General features: G+C 69.3%; 19 protein-coding genes, 2 tRNA genes and 1 pseudogene. 9 read left to right on the top strand and 13 right to left on the bottom strand.

Features of this window, described 5'->3' with window-relative positions:
- Positions 1-196 precede the first annotated feature (196 nt).
- The gene (locus EZJ19_RS15720; protein WP_165873415.1) at positions 197-373 is read right to left on the bottom strand and encodes a hypothetical protein; all 177 of its coding nucleotides are present in this window, start codon (positions 371-373) and stop codon (positions 197-199) included.
- Positions 374-477: 104 nt separating this feature from the next.
- Between EZJ19_RS15720 and EZJ19_RS01205 the strand changes: the two genes are divergently transcribed.
- The gene (locus EZJ19_RS01205; RefSeq protein ID WP_131444479.1) at positions 478-1,434 is read left to right on the top strand and encodes a hypothetical protein; all 957 of its coding nucleotides are present in this window, start codon (positions 478-480) and stop codon (positions 1,432-1,434) included.
- 12 nt (positions 1,435-1,446) lie between these two features.
- Here the strand turns inward: EZJ19_RS01205 and EZJ19_RS01200 are convergent, their stop codons facing one another.
- Complete coding sequence (locus EZJ19_RS01200) at positions 1,447-2,058, bottom strand: glutathione S-transferase (RefSeq protein WP_338069404.1); 612 nt, start codon at positions 2,056-2,058, stop codon at positions 1,447-1,449.
- Between the two features lie 59 nt (positions 2,059-2,117).
- Entirely contained in the window at positions 2,118-3,527 is a 1,410-nt protein-coding gene (gene gltX / locus EZJ19_RS01195) for a glutamate--tRNA ligase (protein ID WP_131444488.1), read from the bottom strand.
- A 103-nt stretch (positions 3,528-3,630) separates the two neighbouring features.
- Here gltX and EZJ19_RS01190 point away from each other — a divergent pair.
- Positions 3,631-3,705 (top strand) — tRNA-Val (locus tag EZJ19_RS01190).
- 175 nt (positions 3,706-3,880) lie between these two features.
- On the opposite strand, the gene EZJ19_RS01185 is transcribed toward EZJ19_RS01190, so the two are convergent.
- Positions 3,881-3,970, bottom strand: a tRNA-Ser gene (locus EZJ19_RS01185).
- An 85-nt stretch (positions 3,971-4,055) separates the two neighbouring features.
- Between EZJ19_RS01185 and mltF the strand changes: the two genes are divergently transcribed.
- Positions 4,056-5,453, top strand: coding sequence for a membrane-bound lytic murein transglycosylase MltF (gene mltF, locus EZJ19_RS01180; protein ID WP_165873414.1), 1,398 nt, complete (start codon positions 4,056-4,058; stop codon positions 5,451-5,453).
- Between the two features lie 57 nt (positions 5,454-5,510).
- On the opposite strand, the gene serS is transcribed toward mltF, so the two are convergent.
- The 6 genes from serS to EZJ19_RS01150 form a co-directional block, all read right to left on the bottom strand.
- Positions 5,511-6,785, bottom strand: a complete 1,275-nt coding sequence (gene serS, locus EZJ19_RS01175; protein WP_131444477.1) for a serine--tRNA ligase — start codon at positions 6,783-6,785, stop codon at positions 5,511-5,513.
- 66 nt (positions 6,786-6,851) lie between these two features.
- Positions 6,852-9,428, bottom strand: coding sequence for an ATP-binding protein (locus EZJ19_RS01170; RefSeq protein WP_165873413.1), 2,577 nt, complete (start codon positions 9,426-9,428; stop codon positions 6,852-6,854).
- 97 nt (positions 9,429-9,525) lie between these two features.
- A complete protein-coding gene (feoB, locus tag EZJ19_RS01165; RefSeq protein ID WP_131444475.1) occupies positions 9,526-11,307 on the bottom strand; it encodes a ferrous iron transport protein B in 1,782 nt (593 codons plus the stop codon).
- Positions 11,304-11,528, bottom strand: coding sequence for a FeoA family protein (locus tag EZJ19_RS01160; protein WP_131444474.1), 225 nt, complete (start codon positions 11,526-11,528; stop codon positions 11,304-11,306). Before EZJ19_RS01160 ends, feoB begins: the two co-directional genes overlap by 4 nt.
- An 86-nt stretch (positions 11,529-11,614) precedes the next feature.
- Positions 11,615-13,171, bottom strand: coding sequence for a bifunctional aminoglycoside phosphotransferase/ATP-binding protein (locus EZJ19_RS01155; RefSeq protein WP_131444473.1), 1,557 nt, complete (start codon positions 13,169-13,171; stop codon positions 11,615-11,617).
- Positions 13,172-13,173: 2 nt separating this feature from the next.
- A complete protein-coding gene (locus tag EZJ19_RS01150; protein WP_131444472.1) occupies positions 13,174-14,337 on the bottom strand; it encodes a hypothetical protein in 1,164 nt (387 codons plus the stop codon).
- A 170-nt stretch (positions 14,338-14,507) separates the two neighbouring features.
- Between EZJ19_RS01150 and EZJ19_RS01145 the strand changes: the two genes are divergently transcribed.
- Complete coding sequence (locus EZJ19_RS01145; RefSeq protein WP_165873412.1) at positions 14,508-15,089, top strand: chalcone isomerase family protein; 582 nt, start codon at positions 14,508-14,510, stop codon at positions 15,087-15,089.
- Positions 15,090-15,095: 6 nt separating this feature from the next.
- Here EZJ19_RS01145 and EZJ19_RS01140 read toward each other — a convergent pair whose 3' ends face one another.
- From EZJ19_RS01140 to EZJ19_RS01130, 3 genes and pseudogenes are all read right to left on the bottom strand, one after another.
- Positions 15,096-16,373, bottom strand: a complete 1,278-nt coding sequence (locus EZJ19_RS01140) for a hypothetical protein (protein WP_131444470.1) — start codon at positions 16,371-16,373, stop codon at positions 15,096-15,098.
- A pseudogene (gene tal, locus EZJ19_RS01135) lies at positions 16,370-17,324 on the bottom strand (transaldolase). The gene EZJ19_RS01140 and the pseudogene tal overlap by 4 nt, the downstream one beginning before the upstream one ends.
- 45 nt (positions 17,325-17,369) lie before the next feature.
- Entirely contained in the window at positions 17,370-19,286 is a 1,917-nt protein-coding gene (locus EZJ19_RS01130) for an ATP-binding cassette domain-containing protein (protein WP_131444469.1), read from the bottom strand.
- 87 nt (positions 19,287-19,373) lie between these two features.
- On the opposite strand from EZJ19_RS01130, the gene EZJ19_RS01125 reads away from it, so the two are divergent.
- The 5 genes from EZJ19_RS01125 to EZJ19_RS01105 all read left to right on the top strand — a co-directional run.
- The gene (locus tag EZJ19_RS01125) at positions 19,374-20,822 is read left to right on the top strand and encodes an ATP-binding protein (RefSeq protein WP_206199270.1); all 1,449 of its coding nucleotides are present in this window, start codon (positions 19,374-19,376) and stop codon (positions 20,820-20,822) included.
- A gap of 28 nt (positions 20,823-20,850) precedes the next feature.
- Positions 20,851-21,531, top strand: a complete 681-nt coding sequence (locus EZJ19_RS01120; RefSeq protein ID WP_131444467.1) for a response regulator — start codon at positions 20,851-20,853, stop codon at positions 21,529-21,531.
- 123 nt (positions 21,532-21,654) lie between these two features.
- A complete protein-coding gene (locus EZJ19_RS01115; protein WP_131444466.1) occupies positions 21,655-22,059 on the top strand; it encodes a periplasmic heavy metal sensor in 405 nt (134 codons plus the stop codon).
- Between the two features lie 200 nt (positions 22,060-22,259).
- Positions 22,260-22,664 (top strand): hypothetical protein, encoded by a 405-nt coding sequence (locus tag EZJ19_RS01110; RefSeq protein ID WP_131444465.1) that lies wholly within the window; start codon positions 22,260-22,262, stop codon positions 22,662-22,664.
- Positions 22,664-23,232, top strand: a 569-nt coding sequence (locus EZJ19_RS01105) for a collagen binding domain-containing protein (RefSeq protein ID WP_131444464.1), incomplete at its 3' end; no start/stop codon positions are given. The genes EZJ19_RS01110 and EZJ19_RS01105, both read left to right, overlap by 1 nt.

The raw sequence follows: 23,232 nt of genomic DNA, 5'->3' as shown, positions 1-23,232 counted from the left end.
ACGATGCCGGCACATTGGTCGACGATGTGCTGCAGGCTGTCGGCCAGATAAAGGCGTGCCTTGCGGTCGATGACCTGGGCGCGGGCACCGTCGGGGGGAAGCGGAAGTCGAATCCTGCGGGTTGCATCATGCTCGATTGGAAAATAAAAAAGGCAGCGCGTCCGGCTGCCTTCCTGGGTGGCCGCCGACTGGACGATCAGCGGAGGGTGACGACCGGCTTGCTGCCCACCTTGCTGCCGATCTTGCTGCCCAGACGGATGACCGGTTTGCCCCCGACCTTGGCGGCGATCCTGGCTTGCTGATCGCCGGCTTCGGTCCGGCCGAGAATCTTGAAGCCGAACAGCTTGGTCGGGTCGAGCTTGATCTTGTTCATGGGTATTCCCCTCCTGGCGGGCATCGATGATGGTCAGAGTGGCCATTTTCGCGACCATTGGCTACCCTCGTCAACCTGAGACGGACTATCGGGGGAACTGCGACTTGATCTGCATCGTCATGACCTGGCCGCGCGATACCCATCGCAGCCTGAGCCAATATCCGGGCGCACCGAAGGTGCAGGTGTGGTCCTACGACGCCCTGTTCCGAGCCCGCCGCCTGCCCCGGGCGACCTGGCTGTTCACGGACATGGACCGGCTCGGCTTCTGGGAACTGGAACTGGCGGCCCATGCCTACCGCGAACTCGCCGGCCACGGCATGCCCGTGCTCAACGATCCCGGCCGCTTCTGCGGACGCTTCGATCTGCTCGAACGGCTGCACGGCGCCGGCGTCAACCGCTTCCGGGTCTGGCGTCCCGGCCGGGCCGCCGCGGTGGACCGCTGGCCGGTGTTCCTGCGCACCGAGGCCGCCCATCGCGGGCCGCTGACCGGCCTGATCACGGCGCCCGAGGCCTTGGCCGCGGCGATCGAGGCCGCCTTGGCCGCCGGCTATCCCGAACGCGATCTCATGATCGTCGAGTACTGCGCCGAGCCGATACGGGATAACCTGTTCCGCAAGCACGCCGCCTTCCGGGTCGGCGCGCGCATCGTCACCAGCCTGGCCGTGCACGATACCGGCTGGGCGGCGAAGTACGGCGTCGAGGGCGTGGCCGGGAGCGAGCTGTATCGCGAGGAACTGGCCAATCTCGCCGAGAATGGCCATGCCGACGTCCTGATGCGGGCCTTCGAGACCGCCCACCTCGAATACGGCCGGGTCGACTACGCGCTGGTCGCGGGCACGCCGCAGATCTACGAGATCAACAGCAACCCGTCGATCGGCCACGTCGTCCGCCACCCGGACCCGGCGCGCCTGGAGTCGGCCCGGCTCTGGGAACGCAACTTCGCCGCCGCCCTGGCCGCCATCGACAGCGCGCCCGGCCCGTCCGTGACGGTCGGCGATGCCCGGCTGCGCAAGCAGCGGCGCCGGGACCGCCTGATGTTGCGCTCGCGCTGGGTGGTGTGACCGGCTGGTCGCTCAGGCGACCGGCACGGTGTCCTTGAAGGTCGGCCGCTGCACGATGCGGTCGAAATACTCGGACAGGTGCGGCTGCGAGCGCCGCCAGTCGAGTTCAGGGAAGCGGAAGTCGAGGTAGCCCAGGGCGCAGCCGGTCGCGATGTCCGCCAGGGTGTAGGAATCGCCCACGCACCAGTTGGCCATGCCCATCTCGTGGCTCATGGCGGCCAGGCCGGCACGCACCTTGCCGAGTTGGTGGTCGATCCAGTCCTGGCTCTGCTGAACCTCGGGCCGCTTGCGTTCCAGATAGGTGAGGACGGCGGCGTCGACGATGCCGTCGGCGAGCGCCTCGCAGCGCTTCACGGCGATGCGCGCGCGCGGGTCGGTCGGGATCAGGTGGCCGACCGGGCTGACGCTATCCAGGTATTCGACGATGACGCGCGAATCGAACAAGGTCTTGCCATCCTCGAACACCCAGACCGGCACCTTGCCGAGCGGGTTGTAGTCCGACACCTTGCTGTCGGACTCCCAGGGGGCGTCGACCACCAGCTCGTATTCGATGTGCTTCTCGGCCGCGACGATACGGACCTTGCGGGAAAACGGGCTGGTCGGGGAGGCGATCAGCTTCATCATGATGTGGTGCCTGATTCGGTAATGCGCTGGAAGGCGATTTTAATCGAAGCGGGGCAGTCTCAGAGCATTGCCTTGACGGCGGGCCAGGCGCTGTCGAAACGGCGCAACGTCTCGGCGCGCCCGAGGAGGGCGAGGGTGGCGTCGATGGAAGGCGTGTGGGCGGTGCCGAACAGGACCAGGCGCAGCGGGATGCCGATCTGGCCCATCTTCAGTCCGCTCGCCTTGGCGCCGTCCTTGAGCAGCTGGTTGATTGCCGGGGCCTGCCAGTCGACCTCGGCGAGCGTGGCGCGCAGGCCTTCGAGGCAGGGCAGCGCGGCGGGGTCCAGCTTGGCCTTGACCTCCGCCTCGGCGGGCAGGCCGTGGCGGTAGAAGATGTGGGCGGCGTCGGCCAGTTCCTCGACCGTGCCGACCCGCTCGCGCAGCAGCGGCATCAGGGCCGCGAGCTCCGGGCCGGCGGCGGTCTCGACGCCCTGGCCGGCCAGGAAGGGTTGCACCAGCTCGGCCAGGCGGGCCGGCTCGGCCTCCTTCATGTACTGCTGGTTCAGCCAGGCCAGCTTTTCCTGGTTGAAGCGCGCCGGGGCGTGGCTGACGCCGGCCAGGTCGAACCACTCGACGAATTCGGCGGCCGAGAACTTCTCGGCGTCGCCGTGGCCCCAGCCGAGCCTGGCCAGGTAGTTGAGCAGCGCCTCGGGCAGATAGCCGTCCTCCTGGTATTGCAGCACCGAGACGGCGCCATGGCGCTTGGACAGGCGCTCGCCGTCGTTGCCCAGGATCATCGGCACGTGGCCGTAGTAGGGCACCGGGGCGCCCAGGGCGCGCAGGATGTTGATCTGGCGCGGCGTGTTGTTGACGTGGTCGTCGCCCCGGATGACGTGGGTGATGCCCATGTCCCAGTCGTCGATGACGACGCCGAAGTTGTAGGTTGGCACGCCGTCGCCGCGCATGATGACGAGGTCGTCGAGCTCGGCGTTGGCGACCGTGATCGGGCCCTTGATGAGGTCGTCGAAGGTGACCTCGCCCTCATGCGGGGTCTTGAAGCGGATCACCGGGATGACGCCGGCCGGCGGTTCCGGCAGGAGCTTGCCTTCCTCGGGGCGCCAGCGGCCGTCGTAGCGTGGCTTCTCGCCGCGCGCGCGCTGGGCCTCGCGCATGGCGTCGAGTTCTTCCTTGCTGGCGTAGCAGTAATAGGCCTTGCCTTCGGCGATGAGCTGGTCGGCGATCGCCTTGTAGCGGTCCAGGCGCGCCATCTGGTAGTAGGGGCCTTCGTCCCAGTCGATGCCCAGCCACTTCATCCCGTCCAGGATGGCCTGTACCGAGGCCTGGGTCGAGCGCTCCTGGTCGGTGTCCTCGATGCGCAGCACGAACTGGCCGCCGTACTTGCGGGCATAGGCCCAGGAGAACAGCGCGGTGCGGACGCCGCCGATATGCAGGTAGCCGGTGGGGGAGGGGGCGAAACGGGTGCGGATCATGACGGAGAGGGAATCGGCAAAGATGCGCATTCTACTGGATGCGACGGCCTCCGGAAAAAGCCTTTGACCGGATCGGTCGCCATCATTACAATGCGCGGCTCTCGGGCGGTTAACTCAGCGGTAGAGTGCCACCTTCACACGGTGGAAGCCACTGGTTCGATCCCAGTACCGCCCACCACTCTGCGTAGCAAAACGGCGACTAGCGATAGTCGCCGTTTTTTTGCCACCCCCTGAATCGATGACGTAAGGGGTTTTGCTTGGTTATCATGGCCTTGCGAGAAAGGTGCCCGGACCGGCAGGAATGCCTGGTGCGGAAACTCAGCCCCGGCGACGCGGTCGCAATACGGGGTGGATGGCGGAAAGGGTGGGATTCGAACCCACGGTACAGCAAGCTGTACACCGGATTTCGAGTCCGGCCCGTTCGACCACTCCGGCACCTTTCCGTGGGATTCCGGACGGTCGCCCGACAGGCCGCCGCACCGGAAGAGGGGCGCATTCTACATGCTTGGATTGAGATTGACGAGACGCTTGCCGAATTTGTTTGCCGGAAACGCCTTCAGGCTGGGCCTGCTGGCGGCGGTTGCCGCCGCCGCCCTGGCCTATTGGGCCTGGCTGCCGCTCGCCTCGCCCTACGACACTCGGCAGTTGGTGGTGCTGACGCGGCCCAGTCCGACCAGCTATTACCTGGACGCCGAAGGCAAGCCGGCCGGTTTCGAGTATGACCTGATCGCCGAATTCGCCCGCCGCCAGGGCCTGAATCTGAAGGTCGAGGTGGCCGACAGCGTCAGCTCCCTGATTGCCGGCATGGTCATGGACAAGGCCCACCTGGCCGCCGGTTGGCTGACCGTGACCAGCGAGCGGGCCGGACGCGTGCGTTTCGGCCCGGCCTACGCCAGCGAACGCGAACTGGTCGTGTGCGGCCCGGGCGTCAAGTTGCCCACCTCCCTCGATCAGTTGGCCGACGTCCGCCTCGAGGTGGTGCAGGGCAGCAGCCACGCCGAGCGCCTGCTCGAGGTGCGCCAGGCGTTCCCCGACCTGCGTTGGGTCGAGGTCGACACCACCTCGACCGAGGAACTGCTCGAACGGGTCGCCAACGGCTTGTCGGACTGCACGGTGACCGACGCCAGCACCTTCGACGTGGTCTGGAACTACTGGCCGAAGCTGGCGGTCGCCATGGATCTGTCGGAAAGCCGGGACATCGCCTGGGTGCTGCCCAAGGACGCCGACATGCGGTTGCGCCAGGCAGTGGCGGACTTCTTCGTCAGCATCCGCCACGACGGCTGGCTCGACCGCCTCAAGGAACGCTACTTCGGCCACCTGAAACGGCTCGACGAGGCCGACGTGGAAGGCATCCTGTCCCGGCGCGGCCAACTGCTGCCCAGCCTGCGCGAGCACTTCGAGCGTGCCCAGGGCGCGACCGGGCTGGATTGGCGGCTGCTTGCGGCCCTGGCCTACCAGGAGTCGCAGTGGAACGCCATGGCCACGTCGCCGACCGGCGTGCGCGGCATCATGATGCTCACCAACGAGACGGCCGACCGCATGGGCGTCGGCAATCGCCTGAACGCCGACGAGAGCATCCTGGCCGGCGCCCGCTATCTGGCCATGCTCAAGGATCAGTTGCCGGATCGCATCCCCGACCCGGACCGGACCTGGATGGCGATGGCGGCCTACAACATCGGCATGGGCCACCTCGAGGACGCCCGGCGCCTGGCCCAACGCCTGGACAAGGACCCGGACGCCTGGCGTGACGTCAAGGATGTCCTGCCCCTGCTGGCGAAATCGACCTACACGAACCGTCTGCGACTCGGCTATGCACGCGGCGGCGAGGCCAGGATACTGACCGAGAACGTGCGCATCTATTACGACATCCTGAAGCGCTTCGAGCCGGTCTACGCCCGCGCCACGGCCAGCACCGGCCAGAGCTGACCCGCCGGTCCGCGCATCGGGCCGGCCGGCTCCGGTCCGGGCAGCCCAGGCGACGGGTCAGTCGGTGGCGACCAGCTTCTCCATGCCGCCCATGTAGGGCCGCAGGACATCGGGGATGGTGATGCTGCCGTCGGCCTGCTGATAGTTCTCCAGCACCGCGACCAGGGTACGGCCGACCGCCAGGCCGGAACCGTTCAGGGTGTGGATCAGTTCCGGCTTGCCCTTCTCGCCCCGGTAGCGGGCCTGCATGCGGCGCGCCTGGAAGGCCTCGAAGTTGGAACAGGAGGAGATTTCCCGGTAGGTGTTCTGGCCCGGCAGCCAGACCTCCAGGTCATAGGTCTTGGCCGACGAGAAGCCGAGGTCGCCCGTGCACAGGGCGACTACGCGGTAGGGCAGGCCGAGCTTCTGCAGGATCGCCTCGGCGTGGCCGGTGAGTTCCTCCAGCGCCGCGTACGAATCCTCGGGGCGGACGAATTGCACCATCTCGACCTTGTCGAACTGGTGCTGGCGGATCATGCCCCGGGTGTCCTTGCCATAGGAGCCGGCCTCCGAGCGGAAGCAGGGGGTGTGGGCGACCAGCTTGATGGGCAGGTTCTCGCCCGCGATGATCTCGTCGCGCACGATGTTGGTCACCGGCACCTCGGCGGTCGGGATCAGGTACATGCCGTTCGAGAGCTTGAAGAGGTCCTCCTCGAACTTGGGCAACTGGCCGGTGCCGCGCATGGAGTCGGCATTGACGAGGTAGGGGACGTAGACCTCTTCGTAGCCGTGCTCGCGGGTATGGGTGTCGAGCATGAACTGGGTCAGGGCGCGGTGCAGCCGGGCCAGGTCGCCGCGCATCAGGGCGAAGCGTGCGCTGGCGATCTTGGCGGCGGTGGCGAAGTCGAGCAGGTCCAGTCCCTCGCCGAGGTCGACGTGGTCGCGCACGGGGAAGTCGAAACGGCGCGGCTCGCCGACCCGGCGCACCTCGGCGTTGTCGGTCTCGCTCCTGCCCACCGGCACGCTCTCGTGCGGCAGGTTGGGGATGGTCAGGAGCATCTGGTTGAGCTCGCCCTGGATGCCTTCCAGGCGTTCCTCCATACGCTTCAGCTCGTCGCCCAGGCCGGCCACTTCGGCCATGATCGGCGCCGTGTCCTCGCCCTTGCCCTTGGCGATGCCGATCTGCTTGGACAGGCTGTTGCGCTTCGACTGCAGGTCCTGGGTCGCCGTCTGGATTTCCTTGCGTTCGGCTTCGAGCCCGGCGATGCGGGCGGTGTCGAGCGTGAGGCCGCGGCTGGCGAGGCGGTCGGCGACGGCTTGGAGGTCTTTGCGCAGGAGCAGGATGTCGAGCATTGGGCGTACGCGTAAGGGTTGCAGGAAACCAACTATTCTAACGGCTTGTGCCGGCAAAACGGCGTTCTAGACGACGATCGTCGCGATATGGTCGCGCAGGCGTGTGAAATCGGCCTCAAGCTCCCGCGCCAGCGTCGCCGCCTGTGCGGCGTCGCCGGCCTTGGCGGCCCGGTCCAGGCGGGAGGCCAGCTCGGTGGTGGTGGCGGCGCCCAGGTAGACCGCCGCGCCCTTGATCTGGTGCGCCATGCGCGCCGCCTTGCCGAGGTCGTCGGCGGCCAGGGCCGCCGCCAGCTCGCCGAGCAGTTGCTCGGTGCTGGTCACGAACAGGTCGAGCATCTCGCGTATCTGGCCGGCGTTGCCGCGACACAGGCGGCGGATTTTGTCGATGTCGATGACCTCGGGCGGCGCGGCCGGGGCGGCGGGCTCGGGCGGGGTTTCGACCGAGCGCTCGGGCAACAGCCGGCCCAGGCAGGCGGACAGCTTGTTTTCGTCCAGCGGCTTGGTCAGGTAGGCATCCATGCCGGCCTCCTGGCAGACCTGTTCGAAGCCCTGCATGGCGTTCGCGGTCAGGGCGACGATGGGCAGGCGCGGCCGCGCCGTCTCCCGTTCCCGGCGCCGGATCGCCCGGGTCGCGGTGATGCCGTCCCATTCCGGCATTTGGCAGTCCATCAGGACCAGGTCGATGTCGTCGTCCGCCAGGCGCGCGTAGGCGGCCTTGCCGTCGCCGGCGATGCTGACCCTCAGGCCCATGTTCTCGAGCATGAACTGGAGCAGCTTCTGGTTGATCGGGTTGTCCTCGGCGACCAGGATGTGGGTGGCGCGGAAGCTGGGCGCCTGGCCGCTCCCGGTGGCCTCGGGTTCGACCGGCTGCTCGGCGGGCGGCAGCGGCACGTCCAGTTCGAACACGCTGCCTTCGCCCGGCCGGCTCTGTACCGTCAGGCTGCCGCGCATGAGGGCGCTCAACTGCTTGCAGATGGCCAGGCCCAGGCCGGTGCCGCCGAATTGCCGGCTGATCGAGCCGTCGGCCTGGGAGAAGGCCGAGAATATGTGCGGCAGGGCGGACGGGGCGATGCCGATGCCGGTGTCGGCGACCATGAAGTGGTAGCGGTTGCCCGGGCGCCGCTCGACGCCGAGGCGGATCTCGCCCCGCTCGGTGAACTTGATGGCGTTGTCGAGCAGGTTGAGGAGCATCTGGCGCAGGCGCAGGGAGTCGCCGCGCACCCAGGTCGGCAGGTCGTCCGGCAGGTCGAGGCGGAAGGCCAGGTCCTTCTCCTCGGCGCGCGGCCGATAGAAGGCCATGATCTCGCGCAGCGTCTCCGGCAGGTCGAACACCACCTCTTCCAGGCTCAGACGCCCGGCCTCGATCTTGGAGAAGTCGAGCAGGTCGTTGATGATCCGCATCAGGGCCTTGGCGGAATTGTCGACCGCCTCCGCGTATTCGCGCTGGCGGGCGGTCAGCTCGCTGCCGAGGAGCAGGTGCGCCATGCCCATGATGCCGTTCATCGGGGTGCGGATCTCGTGGCTGACGTTGGCGACGAACTGGGATTTCATCTCGGCCGCCGCCAGTGCCTCGGCGTGCGCGGTCTTGAGGGCCTGCTCGGCCTCCTTCTGGGGCGTGATGTCGCGGATGATGCACTGCAGGTGGGGGCGGCCGTCGAGGGGCATCGCATGCAGGTTGATCTGGGCCGAGAAGGCGTTGCCGTCGGCGCGCCGGCACGGCCACTCGAAGGCGGCATGGCCCTGGGCGAAGGCTTCGTCGATGAACGCCCTTATCGACAGCCGCTCGGCCCCCGCGGCAACCGGCGCCGCCATGTCCTCCGGGCGCAGGCGCAGGAATTCCGCCTGGCTGGCGATGCCAAACATGCGCAGGGTGGCCGGATTGCATTGCACGAAGCCGTTCCGGTCCATGATGACGATGCCGTCGGTATTGGTCTCGAACAAGGTCTGGAAGCGGGTCCGTTCACGCTCGGAATCGGCGGCGATCAGGCTCGTGCGCTGGAGCACGAAGAGCGCGCCGATGACCGCGATGACGGCCGAGGCGGCACCCAGCGCCAGCATCAGCAGGCGGGTCTTGAAGTAGGCGTCGGCGGCCTGCCGGGCCGCCTCCTTGATGGCATCCTGCTGGATGTTGACCAGGCGGTCGAGTTCCTCGACCAACTGGCGTTGCAGGGCGATACCCTTCTTCTGGAGGACGTCGAAGGCCAGGAAGGTGTAGCCCTCCATGCCGAGGTCGACCGTCTCCAGCATGAGCGGCTGGTTGGCCTTGGTGAGGGTGTCGATGCGTTCCAGCACGGCCTTCTCCTCGGCCGAGGTGACCTGGCTGTCGAGCCGGATGCGCGACTTCTGGTAGGCCTCGCCGAGGGCGTAGAAATGGAGCATCTCGCGGTCCTTCTCGAACGGGTCGTTCATGACCACGATGCTCAGCATGGAGATCACCCGGGCGCGCAGGAGGTCGCGCAGTTCGCCGGCGATCTGGCCCTTGACGCTGTTTTCCTTGACGATGCCGCTCAGGCGGGCGTCGGCGGCCGACAGCTCGCGCAGGCCGACGACGCTGACCGCCACCATGAGCAGCAGCGACAGGGCGAAGCCGGCGCCGATAGTGAGCGCCAGGCGGCGGGTGAGGAAACGTTCGCGGACGGGCATGGCGGGTTGGACAGGGCGACAGACGGATGATAGTGAGCCCGGGGGGTCCCGGAAATAGCACATTTCTATCCGCCGGCCGGGCCGGCCCCGCCCGGCCTCAGGTCAAGGCGCGCGCGGCCTGGTAGAACAGGAAGCTGGCCGCCCAGGCCAGGGTGAGCGGCCAGGCGGTCGCCAGCAGCGCCAGGCGCCAGCTCTTGGATTCGCTGCGGATCGCCGCCACGGTGGACAGGCAGGGCGTGTAGATCAGGGTGAAGATCAGGAAGCTGTAGGCCTGCACCCAGTCCAGGCGCGCCGTCAGCACGCCGCTGAGCTGGTCCGGGCCGACGCCGTAGATCACCGCCAGGGCGCCGATGACGATCTCCTTGGCGACGAAGCCGAACAGCAGGGCGATCGAGAGCAGGGCGTCGATGCCGAGGGGCGCGAATATCGGGCGCATCAGTTCGGCCAGGCCGCCCGCCAGGGTGTCCGGCCCGGCCGGCGCGGCGTCGAACGGGAAGTGGGTCATGAACCAGACCAGGAGCACGCCGACCACGATGAAGCCGCCCGCGCCGGCCAGGAACTGCTTGACCGCGCGCCAGCTCTCGACGCCCAGGAAGCGCCAGGTCGGCAGTCGGTAGGGCGGCAGTTCGAGCAGCAGCGGCTCATGGCTGTGGTAGCGCTTGCGGAACAGGAAGGCGGTCAGGAAGGCCGCGACGAAGCTGGTCAGGTAGAGCGTGAACAGGGCGACCGGCGCCATCCTGGGCGAAAACACCGCGGCGATGACGAAGACCATGACCTGCAGCCGCGCCGAACAGAGCGAGAACGGGATGATCAGCATGGTCAGGGCGCGCAGGCCGGAGGAACGCATGATGCGCGTGCCCATGATGGCCGGCACGTTGCAGCCGAAGCCCATCAGCTGCATGACGAAGGCGCGCCCGTCCAGGCCCAGGCGGCTCATCAGCGCGTCGGTGAGGAAGGCCGCCCGGGCCAGGTAGCCGCTGTCCTCGATGATCGCCATGAGCATGAAGAACACGGCGATGATGGGCAGGAAGGTCAGCACCGTGCCGATGCCGTCGAACAGGCCGTCCACGGCGAGGCTCCGCAGCGCGGCCGGCCAGGCGGCGGTGAACGGCTCGACGGCGTCGGTCTTGATGTGGTCGAGCAGCCAGCTCATGGCGTCCTGTAAGGGGCTGCCGAGGCCGTAGATGGCCTGGAAGAGCAGGAACATCATCAGGAAGAAGATGGGCAGGCCCAGCCAGGGGTGCAACAGCACGCGGTCGAGCTTGTCGGTGGCCGAGGGCGGCAGGTGGATCGGGCTGGCGACGCTGGCGCTAACCAGGGCGTCCAGTTCCTGCTCGATGCGCACGTCCTGGTCGAAGGCGGCGGGCTTGGCCTGGCTGAGCTTGGGGTGCTCGCGCAACTGCTGGGTGAGGACATCCTTGACCTCGACCAGGCCCTGGCCGAACTTGGCCGAGAGCGCCCGTACCGGGCCGCCCAGGGCGGCTTCGAGCTTGCCGGCGTCGATCCGGATGCCGAGGCGGCCGGCCTCGTCGGTCATGTTGAGCAGGATCACCATCGGCACGCCGAGCTCCTTGAGCTGCAGCGGCAGGGCCAGCTGGCGGTCCAGTTGGCAGGAGTTGAGGACGACCAGGAGCAGGTTGACCGGCTGGGTTTCCAGGAACCGGCGCACGACCTGCTCGTCCTCGGAGAAGCCGTGCAGGTTGTAGAAGCCGGGCAGGTCGACCACCTCGACCATGGCGTCGCCGAGCAGCAGCTTGGCCGACAGCAGGTCGACGGTGACGCCGGGCCAGTTGCCGACATGGGCGCCGGCACCGGTCAGGCGGTTGAACAGGGTGGACTTGCCCGTATTGGGCATGCCCAGCACGGCCACCCGTTTCATGTCGGGATGACGTCGATGTTGGCCGCTTCGCTACGGCGCAGGATCAGGTCGGTGTGGCCGACGCGGATCTGCATGGGGCCGTTCAGGGGGGAGTGGCGGATGACCCGGACCCTGATGCCCAGGCGCAGGCCCAGGCCGCACAGACGCCGGCGCAGATCCTGGCCGGCGTGGATGGCCTCGATCACGCCGCAGGCGTTGGGACTCAACTGGTTCAGGGTCATGGTGATCAGTTAATAACGAGAACGGTTCTCATATTATCGGACTCTGATGGGTGACGCCAGCGGCAGATGGCAAAACCAGAACGGCTTCAGGGTTGTTGTTGGCCGCCTGCAACACCTGTCCGCGTTCCCAGGGCGGCATCGAGCTCGCACAGGACCCTGGGCAGGTCTGCGTCGCCGGCGCAGCGGACCTCGTGGGCCGCCTCTTCCGGGAGCAGCGCCTCGGCATTGCGCAACTGATCCTCGAGCACGCCGAGGTCGGCCTCCGAGGCGTCGTCGCCGCGGGTCAGCCGGGCGGCGACCCGGCCCCGCAGCACGCTGGCGTCCACCACCGGCGAGACCAGACGCCAAGGCAGGCGGCGGGCTTCGGCCAGGGCGATGAAGGCGGCGCGCTGGCCACGCCCCAGGAAGGTGGCGTCGACAATGACCGGGAAGGCCTCGGCGAGCAGGCGGTCGGCGGTGTCCGCCAGGTGGGCGAAGGTGCGCCGGGACGCCTCGGCGGTGTAGATGTCGCCGGCCGTGGCCCGGCTGTCGGCCAGGGCCGGCAGGCCGTGCAGGCGTTTGCGCTCGACGTCCGAGCGCAGGCGGATGGCGGCCAGGCGTTCGAGCAGCGTCTGCGCCAGCCAGGTCTTGCCGGCGCCCGAGCAGCCGTGCATCAGCAGCAACCCCGGCCGGCCCGGCCGGCTCAGGCGCAGGGCCAGGTCGAGGTAGCGCCCGACCTCGGCCATGGCGCCGGAATCGCCCTGGGCGGCCCGGAAGCCGGCCACCTTGGCACGCACCACGGCGCGGTAGACCATGTAGAAACGCAGGGCGGCGAGGCCGGGGTAGTCGCCGCCGTGTTCCAGCCAGCGGTTCAGGAAGCGCCAGGCCAGGGCGTCGAGACCGCGGGCTATCAGGTCCATGCAGAAGAAGGCGACTTCGCTGACGACGTCGACGAAGCGCAGGTTCGGGTTGAATTCGATGCAGTCGAAGATCAACGGGGCACCGGCAACCCAGGCGATGTTGCCGAGGTGCAGGTCGCCGTGGCATTCGCGGACGAAGCCGGCTGCCTTGCGGGCGTCGAAATGGCCGCCCAGGCGCGTGAACTCCCGCTCCGACCACGCTTCCAGCTCGGCGATCCGGGGGCCGTGGCCGGCCGCCTCGAGGCCCTGTTCGCGCAGCTGCCGGAAGTTCTCGCGTACCGGGTGCATGGCCGCGGCCGCCGTGCCGTACGGGCTGGCCGCGGGCGCCTGGGCGATGCCGGCGTGGAAGGCGGCGACCCGGTCGGCGATGGCGTCGATCTGGGCCGGCAGCACGGCCGTCTCGCGATCCAGCGTGGCGTCGGCCGGGAAGGCGCGCATGCGCACCGCCCAGTCGCGCACCGGCCCGCTGCCGGCCATGCCCGCGTCGGTCACCGCGACGACGTCGAGGTAGGTGTCCGGCGCCAGCCGGCGGTTCAGGCGCACCTCTTCCTCGCAGCAGGCGCGCCGCTTGTCCGGGGTGGAGAAGTCGAGGAAGCCGAAGTCGACCGGCTTCTTGATCTTGTAGGCGTAGTCGCCGGCCACCAGGACCCAGGAGATGTGGGTCTCGATGAGACGCACCGCCGCTACCGGATGCGGGTAGGCGGCGGGCTCGAGCAGGTGGCCGAAGGGGGCGGGCAGCGGCATGTCTAGCCCGCGTCCCAGTGCGGCGTGGCGATGGCGTTGCCGAGGTCGTCCTCGACCAGGCGCCGGCGCACCTCCAGCAACTGGGCGATCAGGTCCGGCTCGGCCTTGCCGTAGGCGTCCGCGTCCGGGGTGCGCTTGACCACGACGCCGAGCATCTCGGTGATGGCGTTGCCGATCGAGTTCTGGCTGATGGTGACGATCAGCTGGCCGCGGTCGTTGCGGTAGATGAGCTGCTTGAAGGCCGGTTGCCAGCGGATCGCGTTGGCGTACTTGGCGTCCCGCATGCAGCGGTCGCGCACCATCCTGGCGGCCTTGAGGAGGTCGTTGTCGAACAGCAGCTTGTCCTCCACCAGGTCCGGGAAGTAGACGTCGCGCGGCATTGGCGAGTTGCGGGTCGAGACCTGGCCGAAGAAGGTGCGGTAGAAATCGATGAAACCCTTCAGGATGGTGTCGTACTCCTTCCAGAAGCGCACCTCCTTGAGTGCCGCCGCCCCGCCGGTGACTTCCCAGCTCGGCAGCCCCTGGGGGTAGCCGGTCAGGGCGATCTTGCAGGAGCCGGCCTGGCACGGGCGCAGTATCTCGAGGTCCAGCTCGTCGAAGAAGGCCCGGTAGACCTCGCGCATGTGGGCCTGGAAAAGGGAGTGCTGGCCGCCGTCGGTCAGGTTGGGGTTGGCCTCGTCGGCGAACGGGGCAGCGGCGAGTTCGGCCTTGTCGAAGACGATGAAGTGGTTGTGCAGCATGCGGATCGACGGCACGCCGGGCGAGGTGAGCGGCCAGGTGGCGTCCAGGCTGGCCTCGCCGGCCAGGACCAGGTGGCGGTCCGGGTCCGGATATTTCTCCAGCATGTAGTCGAAGATCACCTGGTTCATCCGGTTCCAGACGTTCTTCACCCGGTCCGGCACCTGGCTGCGGCGCACCGGCCGGCCGAGCGGGTCGAGGATGCTGCGCGAGGTGTTGTAGATGATCGAGGTGTCGAACAGGTTGCTGTGGCCGAGCGCCTTGCGGTACAGCAGCAGTCCCTCCGGGTTCTCCAGCAGGCCGTTGTTGGTCACCAGGTCGTTGAGGTTCTCCGTGCTGTTGAAGAACTCGTTCGGCTTCATGCCCTCCGGAACGTCGAGCGGGATCGGGCGGAACGGGGTGACGATTTCTCTTGGACCGGATTGCATGCGGGACTACCTCGTTTATGGTTTCTGACCCGGCCATCTTAAACCGCCCGGCACGCTCCCGCGCAGCGGGCCCGGCGGTCATGCCGCGGACGTTGCCGTCTGCTAACATCAAGCCATTGTTATCGCGGGCGATTTCCATGACCGATGGGTGGCTCCGGGGATGCGCAAGGGTGCTCGGGTGGCGGCTGCTGGCCGGCGCCTGCCTCGTCTTCGCGGCGCCGGCAGCGGCCCAGGACGCCAGCGTGGCCGGCCTGAATGTGCCGGAGCGCGCCGACCTGGCCGGCCACGACCTGCTGCTGAACGGCGCCGGCCTGCGCAGCATCCTCGGCTTCCGCATCTACGTCGCCGCCCTGTACCTGCCCGACCGGGCCGCCAGCGCCGGCGCCGTGCTGGGCCGTGACACGCCTAGGCGCCTGGACATCACCCTGCTGCGCGACGTCGGCACGGAGCGCAACCTCGCGGCCCTCAAGGACGGCCTGGTCGCCAACAACAGCGAGGCCGACATGGCCGCCATCGAGGGCGATCTGGAGCACTTCTTCGCGCTCCTGCGCCAGGCCCGCGAACTGCCCGCCGGCACCCGCATCCGGTTCGACTACCTGCCCGGCGAGGGCACCCGGGTCTGGGTCGGCGAGCGCGAATTCGGGCGCATCCCGGGAGCCCGCTTCGAGCTCGCCATCCTGCGCATCTGGCTGGGCGACGAGCCGATCCAGGTCAGCCTGAAGAAGGCCCTGCTCGGCGACCGGCCGACCTGAGCCGCCTCAGTCGCGCCGGCCCAGGCGGGCCGCCAGCCAGGTCAGGCCGGCGGCGCCGGCGACCAGGGCGAAGGCCACGGCGACATTGTTCAGGCGCTCGGGCGCGGCCAGGAGCAGGACGCCCAGGCCCAGCATCATCAGGCCGGACATCAGCTTGAGCAGGCGGCCTTCCCGTTCGCTCAGCCGGCGCGCCCCCATGGTGTGCACGAAGGCGAGGACGATGGCCAGAAGGGGCAGGACGTAGATCAGGTTGTACAGGGCCAGGTACAGGTAGTGGACGGCCGGGTCGCTGACGTGCAGGGTGAGCAGGCGCGCGTACACCATGGGGAAGCCGGCCGTGCACAAGAGTTCGTAGAAGTTCGCCGCGACCGCCAGGAAGACCGCCGCGGCGAGCATGGCGGGCAGGCTGCCGGCGGCCAGGATGCGGCGGCCACGGGCGAAGATGTCGGCCTGGCGTGCGGCCGGGATGGACAGGCTGAGACCCTGCTTGAAGGCGAAGTAGTCCTTCACGTTGACGCCGCCGATGAACAGGGCCAGGGCGCCCGCCGCGGCGGTCACCCAGGGCAGGCTGCCCATGATCCGGAACAGGCCCAGCCAGGCCGCCATGAAGGCGAAGTACATGAGCCCGGAGAAGGCCACGAAGACGCCGCCGATCAGCAGCATGCGCCGCCGGTCGTGCTGGTGCACCAGGAGCGAGAGCAGGAACAGGAGGACGAAGAAGGCGCACGGGTTGAAGGCGTCCAGGCTGGCGATCAGCACCGTGAGCAGGGGCAGTGACCAGGCGTCGGGATCGATCTCGCCGAGCACCGGCAGGCGCAGGGGTGCGGCGGCCGGGGCCGGTTGCGCGCCGCCCGCCCGGCACGCCTGCAGGGCCGCGAGGAGGGCGGCGCCACTCGTCCCGGCCCGGTCCCAGCCGACCTCCATGCGGCCGCAGTAGATGAAGGCGGGCACCGAGCGGGCCTCCTGGCCGAGGCCGGCGGCCATGGCCACGTAGCGGTCGACGTTGTCCGGGTGCTCGGTCAGCTCGAGGTCGTGCAGGCGCAGCCAGGGGTTCCGGGCCGCCATGGCCAGCACCGCCGGGCGCGCCTCGAGGCAGTGCGGGCAGCGTTTCGACCAGTAGAACCAGAGCTGCACCTCGGTGCTGCCGTCGGCCGCCGTCGCGGTCCAGGCGTAGGGCGCGGCGGCGGCCGGCGGCGCCAGGCACAGCCAGACCATGGCCAGGAAGGCGGACAGGCACCGGCGCAGGGCGGCCGGCCCGCTCCCGGCGCCGGCGCGCCGGCTCATAGGCGGGCGGCCAGGGTGTTCTCCAGCTTGATCTGGTCGACGGTGAAGGTGCGGATGCCCTCGGCCAGCTTCTCGGTCGCCATGGCGTCCTCGTTCAGGGCCCAGCGGAAGGCGGCCTCGGTCATCGGCGCCGGGCGCGCCAGGACGGGACCGTCGTAGGCCAGGCGGCGCGGCACCGGGGCGTCGCCGGCGGCCAGTTCGTCCATCAGGGCCGGGCTGATGGTCAGGCGGTCGCAGCCGGCCAGGGCGAGGATCTCGCCGGTGTTGCGGAACGAGGCGCCCATCACCGTGGTGGCGTAGCCGTGCTCCTTGTAGTAGCGGTAGATCGCCTGCACCGAGCGCACGCCGGGATCGTCCTCGGGAGCGGGCGCGGCGGCGCCGCCGTGCGCTTTGCTCCAGTCGAAGATGCGGCCGACGAAGGGCGAGATCAGGGTGACGCCGGCCTCGGCGCAGGCCACGGCCTGGCCGAAGCCGAACAGCAGGGTGAGGTTGCAGTGGATGCCTTCGGCCTCCAGGCGCGCGCCGGCCCGGATGCCTTCCCAGGTCGAGGCGATCTTGATCAGCACCCGCTCGCGCCCGACGCCGCCGGCCTCGTACAGGGCGATCAGCCGGCGCGCCTTGGCGACGGTGGCCTCGGTGTCGAAGGACAGGCGGGCGTCGGCCTCGGTGGAGACCCGCCCGGGCACCAGCTTGAGTATCTCCATGCCGGCGTTCACCGCCACCTTGTCGAGTGCGTTGGCGATCTGTGCGGCGCGGTCGCCGCCCTGGTCGCGCGCCCAGGCGGCGGCCTGGTCGAGCAGGGGGGGCGTAGCGCGCCGAGGCGGCCGCCTTGAGGAGCAGCGAGGGGTTGGTGGTGGCGTCCTCGGGACGGTGCTGGGCGATGGCGTCGATGTCGCCGGTGTCGGCGACGATGGCGGTCATCGCGCGTAGTTGCTCGAGCTGGCTGGCCATGGCGTTTCCTGAAAAATTGGCAACGCTATACGGTATAGCACCCGGTCATGACGGCTGGCCGATCGCCTCCAGGGCCTCCTGCTGTTCCATCCACTCGTTTTCCAACTGTTCCAGGTCGCGCGCCAGGGCGGCCTGCTCGAACATGAGCTGCTTCAGTTCCTCCTTGCGCGCCTCGGCGTAGATGTCGCCGTCGGACAGGATGGCCTCGACCTCGGCCTTGCGGCCGTTCAAGCGCGCCATCTGCTCCTCCAGGCGCCGGATGCGCGTCTCGATGGGCTTCCGCTGGGCCGATAGGCGCTGGCGCTGCTCGGCTTCCTGGCGTTTCTGCTCCTTGCGGTCGGGCGCGGCCGCCGGCGCCGCGGTCTCGGCCCGGGCCGGCTTGGCCTGGCCCAGCTTGGTCCGGAACAGCCAGTCGCGGTAGTCGTCGAGGTCGCCGTCGAAGGCCTGCAGGCCGCAGTCGGCGACGATCATGAACTCGTCCGTGGTGGCGCGCAGCAGGTGGCGGTCGTGCGAGACCAGGATCAGGGTGCCCTCGAACTGGGCCAGGGCGACGGTGAGCGCCTCGCGCGTCTCCAGGTCGAGGTGGTTGGTCGGCTCGTCGAGGAGGAGCAGGTTGGGGCGCTGCCAGACGATCAGGGCCAGGGCCAGGCGCGCCTTCTCGCCCCCGGAGAAGGGCGCGATCGCCGCGCTGGCCATGTCGCCGGGGAAGTTGAAGCCGCCCAGGAAGTTGCGCAGGTCCTGCTCGCGCGCCGTCGGCGCCAGGCGGGCCAGGTGCCAGAGCGGCGATTCGTCCGGGCGCAGCATCTCCAGCTGGTGCTGGGCGAAATAGCCGATCGCCAGGCCCTTGCCGGTGACCAGCTTGCCGGCCAGGGGCGCGAGGTCGCCGACCAGGGTCTTGATCAGGGTCGACTTGCCGGCGCCGTTGACACCGAGCAGGCCGATGCGCTGGCTGGCCTGGAGGGTGAGGTCGATGCCGGCCAGGACGGTCTTGTCGCCGTAGCCGGCGCGCACCGCCTCGAGGACCAGGAGCGGATTGGGCGCCCGCTCCGGCTCGCCGAACTCGAAGCTGAACGGTGCCGCGGCGTGGATCGGCGCCAGTTCCTCCATCTTGGCCAGCATCTTCATCCGGCTCTGCGCTTGCTTGGCCTTGGTGGCCTTGGCCTTGAAGCGGTCGATGAAGGACTGCAGGTGGGCGCGCTCGCGCTGCTGCTTGCCGTAGGCGGCCTGCGACAGGGCCAGGTTGGCGGCGCGCTGGCGCTCGAAGCTGGAGTAGTTGCCGGTGTAGCGCTTGAGCTTGCCGGCGTCGATGTGGGCGACCACGTTGACCACGCCGTCGAGGAAGTCGCGGTCGTGCGAGATGACGATCAGGGTGCCGGGGTAGCGCTTCAGCCAGTCCTCCAGCCAGAGTATGGCGTCGAGGTCGAGGTGGTTGGTGGGCTCGTCGAGCAGGAGCAGGTCGGACGGGCACATCAGGGCCTGGGCCAGGTTCAGGCGCATGCGCCAGCCGCCCGAGAAGCCCGCCACCGGCTGGGCCATCTGGGCATTGCTGAAGCCCAGGCCGGTGAGCAGCTGCTCCGCCCGGGCCCGCGCCGTGTAGGCATCGGCGTCCTGCAGGGCGGCGTGCAGGGCGCCCGAGCGCAGGCCGTCGTGGGCCGCCTCGGCCTCGGCCAGTTCGGCCTCGAGGCGGCGCAGGGTGGTGTCGCCGTCGATGGCGTAGTCGAGCGCGCTGCGCTCGAGCGCCGGGGTCTCCTGGGCGACGTGGGCGATGCGCCAGGCGGCCGGGAAGTCGACCTCGCCGGCATCGGCATGGAGTTCGTTGCGCAGGAGCGCGAACAGGCTCGACTTGCCGGCGCCGTTGGCACCGATCAGGCCGACCTTTTCACCCGGATTCAGGGTCAGGTCGGCGGCTTCCAGGAGCGGCTTGCTGCCGCGGATGAGGGTGAGGCGGGTGAGACGGATCATGGCGCGCGATTATCCCTCAATCGCCGCTCCGGCACAGCGGCGCGGCGGCCGCAGCGGTGCACATTTGTTGCGTAATTCTGGCCGATAATGCGCCTGTCCGCTGCCGTCGAGTCCGCCGTGCGCCTGTCCATCCGCCACAAGCTGTTCCTCGCCCTGTTCGCCGCCACGACCCTGGTGGTGGCGGTGATGTACGCCTTCATGCACTGGTCGTTCCAGCACGGTTTCGTGAGCTTCCTGGAAAACCGGCAACAGGCCTATGCCGAGCGCCTGGCCGGGCAGCTGGCCGAAGTCTACGCCGCGGACGGCAACTGGGACGGCATCCTGGGCGACCGGGTGCGCTGGTGGCGTCTGATGGCCGACGCGCGCGGCATGCATGCCCCCGGCATGGGCATGGGGCCGGGCCACCGCATGGGCGGCGGCATGGGCGGCGGCATGGGCGGTGGCCCGCGCGGCCTCGATGGTGGCCTCGCCCTGCTCGACGCCGACAAGCATGTCCTGGCCGGGCGCGCCGCCGACGCCGGCGACCTCGCGCTGACCCCGGTCCGGGTCGACGACCGGGTGGTCGGCTACGTCGGCCGGGTGGCCGGGCGGCCGCTCAGCGAACTGGTCGACGTCCGCTTCGCGGATGCCCAGCGGCGTGCCTTCCTGGTCATCGCAGTGTTGGTCGGTGCCCTCGCGGTGGCCCTGGCCTGGCCGCTCGCGAACACCCTGGTACGGCCGCTGCGCCGGGTCACCGCGGCGACCCGGGCGCTCGCCGCCGGCCATTACGACACCCGCGTGCCGGTCCGTTCGAGCGACGAACTGGGCGATCTCGGGCGCGATTTCAACGACCTCGCACAGGCCCTGGAGCGGACCGAGTCGGCGCGCCGGGACTGGATGGCCGACATCTCGCACGAGCTGCGCACGCCGATCTCGTTGCTCAAGGCGGAGTTGGAGGCCATGCAGGACGGCGTGCGCGCCATGACGCCGACGGCGTTGGCCGGCCTGCAGGCCGACGTCGACCGCCTGGGCCGGGTGGTCGAGGACCTGTACCAGCTGTCCATGACCGACCTGGGCGCGATGAGCTACCACAAGCGCCCGGTCGACCCGCTCGCCCTGCTGGAGGACGACGCCGAGGCCCTGGCCGGCGAGTTCGAGCGCAAGGGGCTGGGCCTGGCGGTGCGCGCCGAGCTGGCCCAGCCGGTCACCCTGCATGCCGATCCGGACCGCCTGTCGCAGCTGTTCCGCAACCTCATGCAGAACAGCCTGCGCTATACCGACGCCGGTGGGCGCCTGGAGATCGTCGCCGGGGTCGCCGGTGGCCGCCTGCGCCTGGACTTCGACGACAGCCCGCCGGGGGTGCCGGAGGCGGCCCTGGGGCGGCTGTTCGAGCGCTTCTACCGAGTCGAGGGGTCGCGCAACCGGGCCCACGGCGGTGCCGGCCTCGGCCTGGCGATCTGCCGCAACATCGTCGAGGCCCACGGCGGCCTCATCGAGGCCCGGCCGTCGCGGCTCGGCGGCCTGGGCATCCGGGTCGAACTGCCGCTGGCGCCGTGACGCCCGTGGCCATGGAGGAAGGGACACCGTGAGCGCGCGCATCCTGGTCGTCGAGGACGAAGAGAAACTGGCCCGCCTGCTGGCCGACTACCTGGTCGCCGCGGGCTACGTCGCCGACTGCCTGGGCGACGGCCGCGAGGTGGTGCCCTGGGTGAAGGCGCACGTGCCCGACCTGATCGTGCTCGACCTTATGCTGCCGGGCCGCGACGGCCTCGACCTGTGCCGCGAGATACGCGGCTTCAGCAGCGTGCCGATCATCATGGCGACGGCGCGGGCGGAGGAGATCGACCGCCTGCTCGGCCTCGAACTGGGGGCCGACGACTACATCTGCAAACCCTACAGCCCGCGCGAGGTGGTCGCCCGGGTCAAGGCCGTGCTGCGTCGCCTGCAGCCGGCGCCGGAGGGCGGGCCGGCGGCCCGCGACGGCGTGGTCCTGGACGAGGCCGGCTTCCGGGTGCGCGCGGCGGCCGGCGAGGTCGAGCTGACCGCGGTCGAGTTCCACCTGTTCGCGACCCTGTACCGGGAGCCCGGGCGCATCTTCTCGCGCGGCCAGCTGATGGACCGCATCTACGCCGACCAGCGCATCGTCTCCGACCGCACCATCGACAGCCACATCAAGAAGCTGCGCAAGAAGCTGGCCGAGATTTCCCCGGAGGTGGAATTGATCCACTCCGTGTACGGCGCCGGCTACCGCTACGAGCCGGCCTGAGGCCGGCGCAACTTCCACATTTGTTGCACCTTTCCTGCCGGTTTCCTGCACGGTCGCCCCCTAAGCTGTGAATCAAGGACGGCACGACGTCCTATCCCAGACACCAGCCATAGGAGTTACATCATGAAAAAGACCCTGATCGCGCTCGCCATCCTGCTCGCCATTCCCACCGCGGGGGCGCTCGCCTACGGTCCCGGCCAAGGTCAAGGCCCTGGCTACGGCATGCGCGGCGGCCCGAACGTCGAATACATGGCCCGGGTGCTCGACCTGACGCCCGAGCAGCAGGAAAAGATGAAGGTGCTGTTCGCCGAGAAGGCCAAGCAGCGCGCCGAGATGCGCGCGGCCATGCAGGCCGACATGCAGGCCAAGATGCAGTCCATCCTGACCAAGGAGCAATACGCCAAGATGGCGGACCTGCGGCAGCTGCGCCAAGGCGGCCCCGGCGCCGGCATGGGCCCGGGCATGGGCGGCCGCGGTGCCGGCATGGGTCCGGGTGCGGCCGGCGGTTGCCCGCGCGGCATGTGGTAAGCCCGTACCCCGGATGGAAGAGGGCCGCGCGAGCGGCCCTTTTTTCGTCGTCGGCGCGGCGCCGGGCGGGCTGGCAGCCGGGCAGGCTATGCTATTCTGGTTGCCGGAGGATTCCGAATCGACAACAGCCGGGGCGGCCTGGACGGGCCGACGAGCCGGATAATCTGGTGGGCGCAATGCTTGACATCAATCGGCGTCAAATGAAGAGCTTGGACAGGCAGCTGGAAGGTGACTTCCGGAGCCGGGCCGCCGCCTGGGTGGTGGCGGCCTTCCCGCAGGAATGCGCCGACATGCAGCGCGCCGGCGGCCAGCAGATCGGTCCGCGCGAGCTGGTCGACCGCATGGTCGAGCGGGCCCGCACCTACCGGGTCGAGGAGGACGACGACGTGCTCGCCTACATGGTCCTGATCCTGAGCGCACCGCGCCTGGCCAAGGAGGCGCCGGCGCTGCTCGAGCAGCTCAAGGCGGTCCTGGAACTGGACGACATGTCCGGGGCCGGGCGCATCGCCATGCTGCTCGACGACCTGCGCGAGCAGGGCGGGCGGGATCCCCAGGCGGCGCGCCTGTGCGCCGAGGTCGACGCCATGCGGGCGAGGCGGCAGTAATGGGCAAGCGCAGTACCCAGACCTGTCCCAAGAAGCTGGGCAGCATCATCGTGCGGGTACGCCAGGAAGTCAGCCGGGCCGGCCTGGGCGGCTGCCCGGTCAGCATCAGCGGCCCGACGCCGGGCGCCAAGACGACGAATCCCGCCGGCGTGGCCGAGTTCGCCGGCCTCAGCCACGGCAGCTACGAGATCAAGATCACGCTGTCCAGGGACGCGGTCCAGAAGCACTACAAGCTGGCCAGCTATACGACGACGGTATCGGTCAGCCAGCCCAAGCCGCCGGTCTGGGTCGAGGCCTTCGCCCGGCCGCCGTCGACCCTGCGTACCAAGGTGATCTGGAAGAAGCCGCTGCGCGACGGCCGCCTGCTCGACCAGCTGCTCGACAACATGAAGGTCAAGATCGCCGGGCCGGCCGCCACCGACAAGGCGACCGGCAAGGACGGCAACGCCGTGTTCGCCGACATCGAGAGCGGCAACTACACTGTGTCCGCCGAACTGCTGGGCGTCCAGCTCGACCGCTTCCTGGCCCCGGCGTCGGTGACGGTGACGCTGCCGCCGGGCGAGACCCG

Origin of the sequence: Parasulfuritortus cantonensis (assembly GCF_004337445.1) — a bacterium.
Classification (GTDB): domain Bacteria; phylum Pseudomonadota; class Gammaproteobacteria; order Burkholderiales; family Thiobacillaceae; genus Parasulfuritortus; species Parasulfuritortus cantonensis.
Note: the sequence above shows the minus strand (reverse complement) of the source record. Positions and strands in the feature narration are given on the sequence as shown.

What these genes read in the sequence shown, in the direction of transcription:
- EZJ19_RS15720 (WP_165873415.1), bottom strand. Translation starts at nt 373, where the DNA reads ATGAACAAGATCAAGCTCGACCCGACCAAGCTGTTCGGCTTCAAGATT.
- EZJ19_RS01200 (WP_338069404.1), bottom strand. Translation starts at nt 2,058, where the DNA reads ATGATGAAGCTGATCGCCTCCCCGACCAGCCCGTTTTCCCGCAAGGTC.
- gltX (WP_131444488.1), bottom strand. Translation starts at nt 3,527, where the DNA reads ATGATCCGCACCCGTTTCGCCCCCTCCCCCACCGGCTACCTGCATATC.
- serS (WP_131444477.1), bottom strand. Translation starts at nt 6,785, where the DNA reads ATGCTCGACATCCTGCTCCTGCGCAAAGACCTCCAAGCCGTCGCCGAC.
- EZJ19_RS01170 (WP_165873413.1), bottom strand. Translation starts at nt 9,428, where the DNA reads ATGCCCGTCCGCGAACGTTTCCTCACCCGCCGCCTGGCGCTCACTATC.
- feoB (WP_131444475.1), bottom strand. Translation starts at nt 11,307, where the DNA reads ATGAAACGGGTGGCCGTGCTGGGCATGCCCAATACGGGCAAGTCCACC.
- EZJ19_RS01160 (WP_131444474.1), bottom strand. Translation starts at nt 11,528, where the DNA reads ATGACCCTGAACCAGTTGAGTCCCAACGCCTGCGGCGTGATCGAGGCC.
- EZJ19_RS01155 (WP_131444473.1), bottom strand. Translation starts at nt 13,171, where the DNA reads ATGCCGCTGCCCGCCCCCTTCGGCCACCTGCTCGAGCCCGCCGCCTAC.
- EZJ19_RS01150 (WP_131444472.1), bottom strand. Translation starts at nt 14,337, where the DNA reads ATGCAATCCGGTCCAAGAGAAATCGTCACCCCGTTCCGCCCGATCCCG.
- EZJ19_RS01140 (WP_131444470.1), bottom strand. Translation starts at nt 16,373, where the DNA reads ATGAGCCGGCGCGCCGGCGCCGGGAGCGGGCCGGCCGCCCTGCGCCGG.
- EZJ19_RS01130 (WP_131444469.1), bottom strand. Translation starts at nt 19,286, where the DNA reads ATGATCCGTCTCACCCGCCTCACCCTCATCCGCGGCAGCAAGCCGCTC.
- EZJ19_RS01125 (WP_206199270.1), top strand. Translation starts at nt 19,374, where the DNA reads ATGCGCCTGTCCGCTGCCGTCGAGTCCGCCGTGCGCCTGTCCATCCGC.
- EZJ19_RS01115 (WP_131444466.1), top strand. Translation starts at nt 21,655, where the DNA reads ATGAAAAAGACCCTGATCGCGCTCGCCATCCTGCTCGCCATTCCCACC.
- EZJ19_RS01110 (WP_131444465.1), top strand. Translation starts at nt 22,260, where the DNA reads ATGAAGAGCTTGGACAGGCAGCTGGAAGGTGACTTCCGGAGCCGGGCC.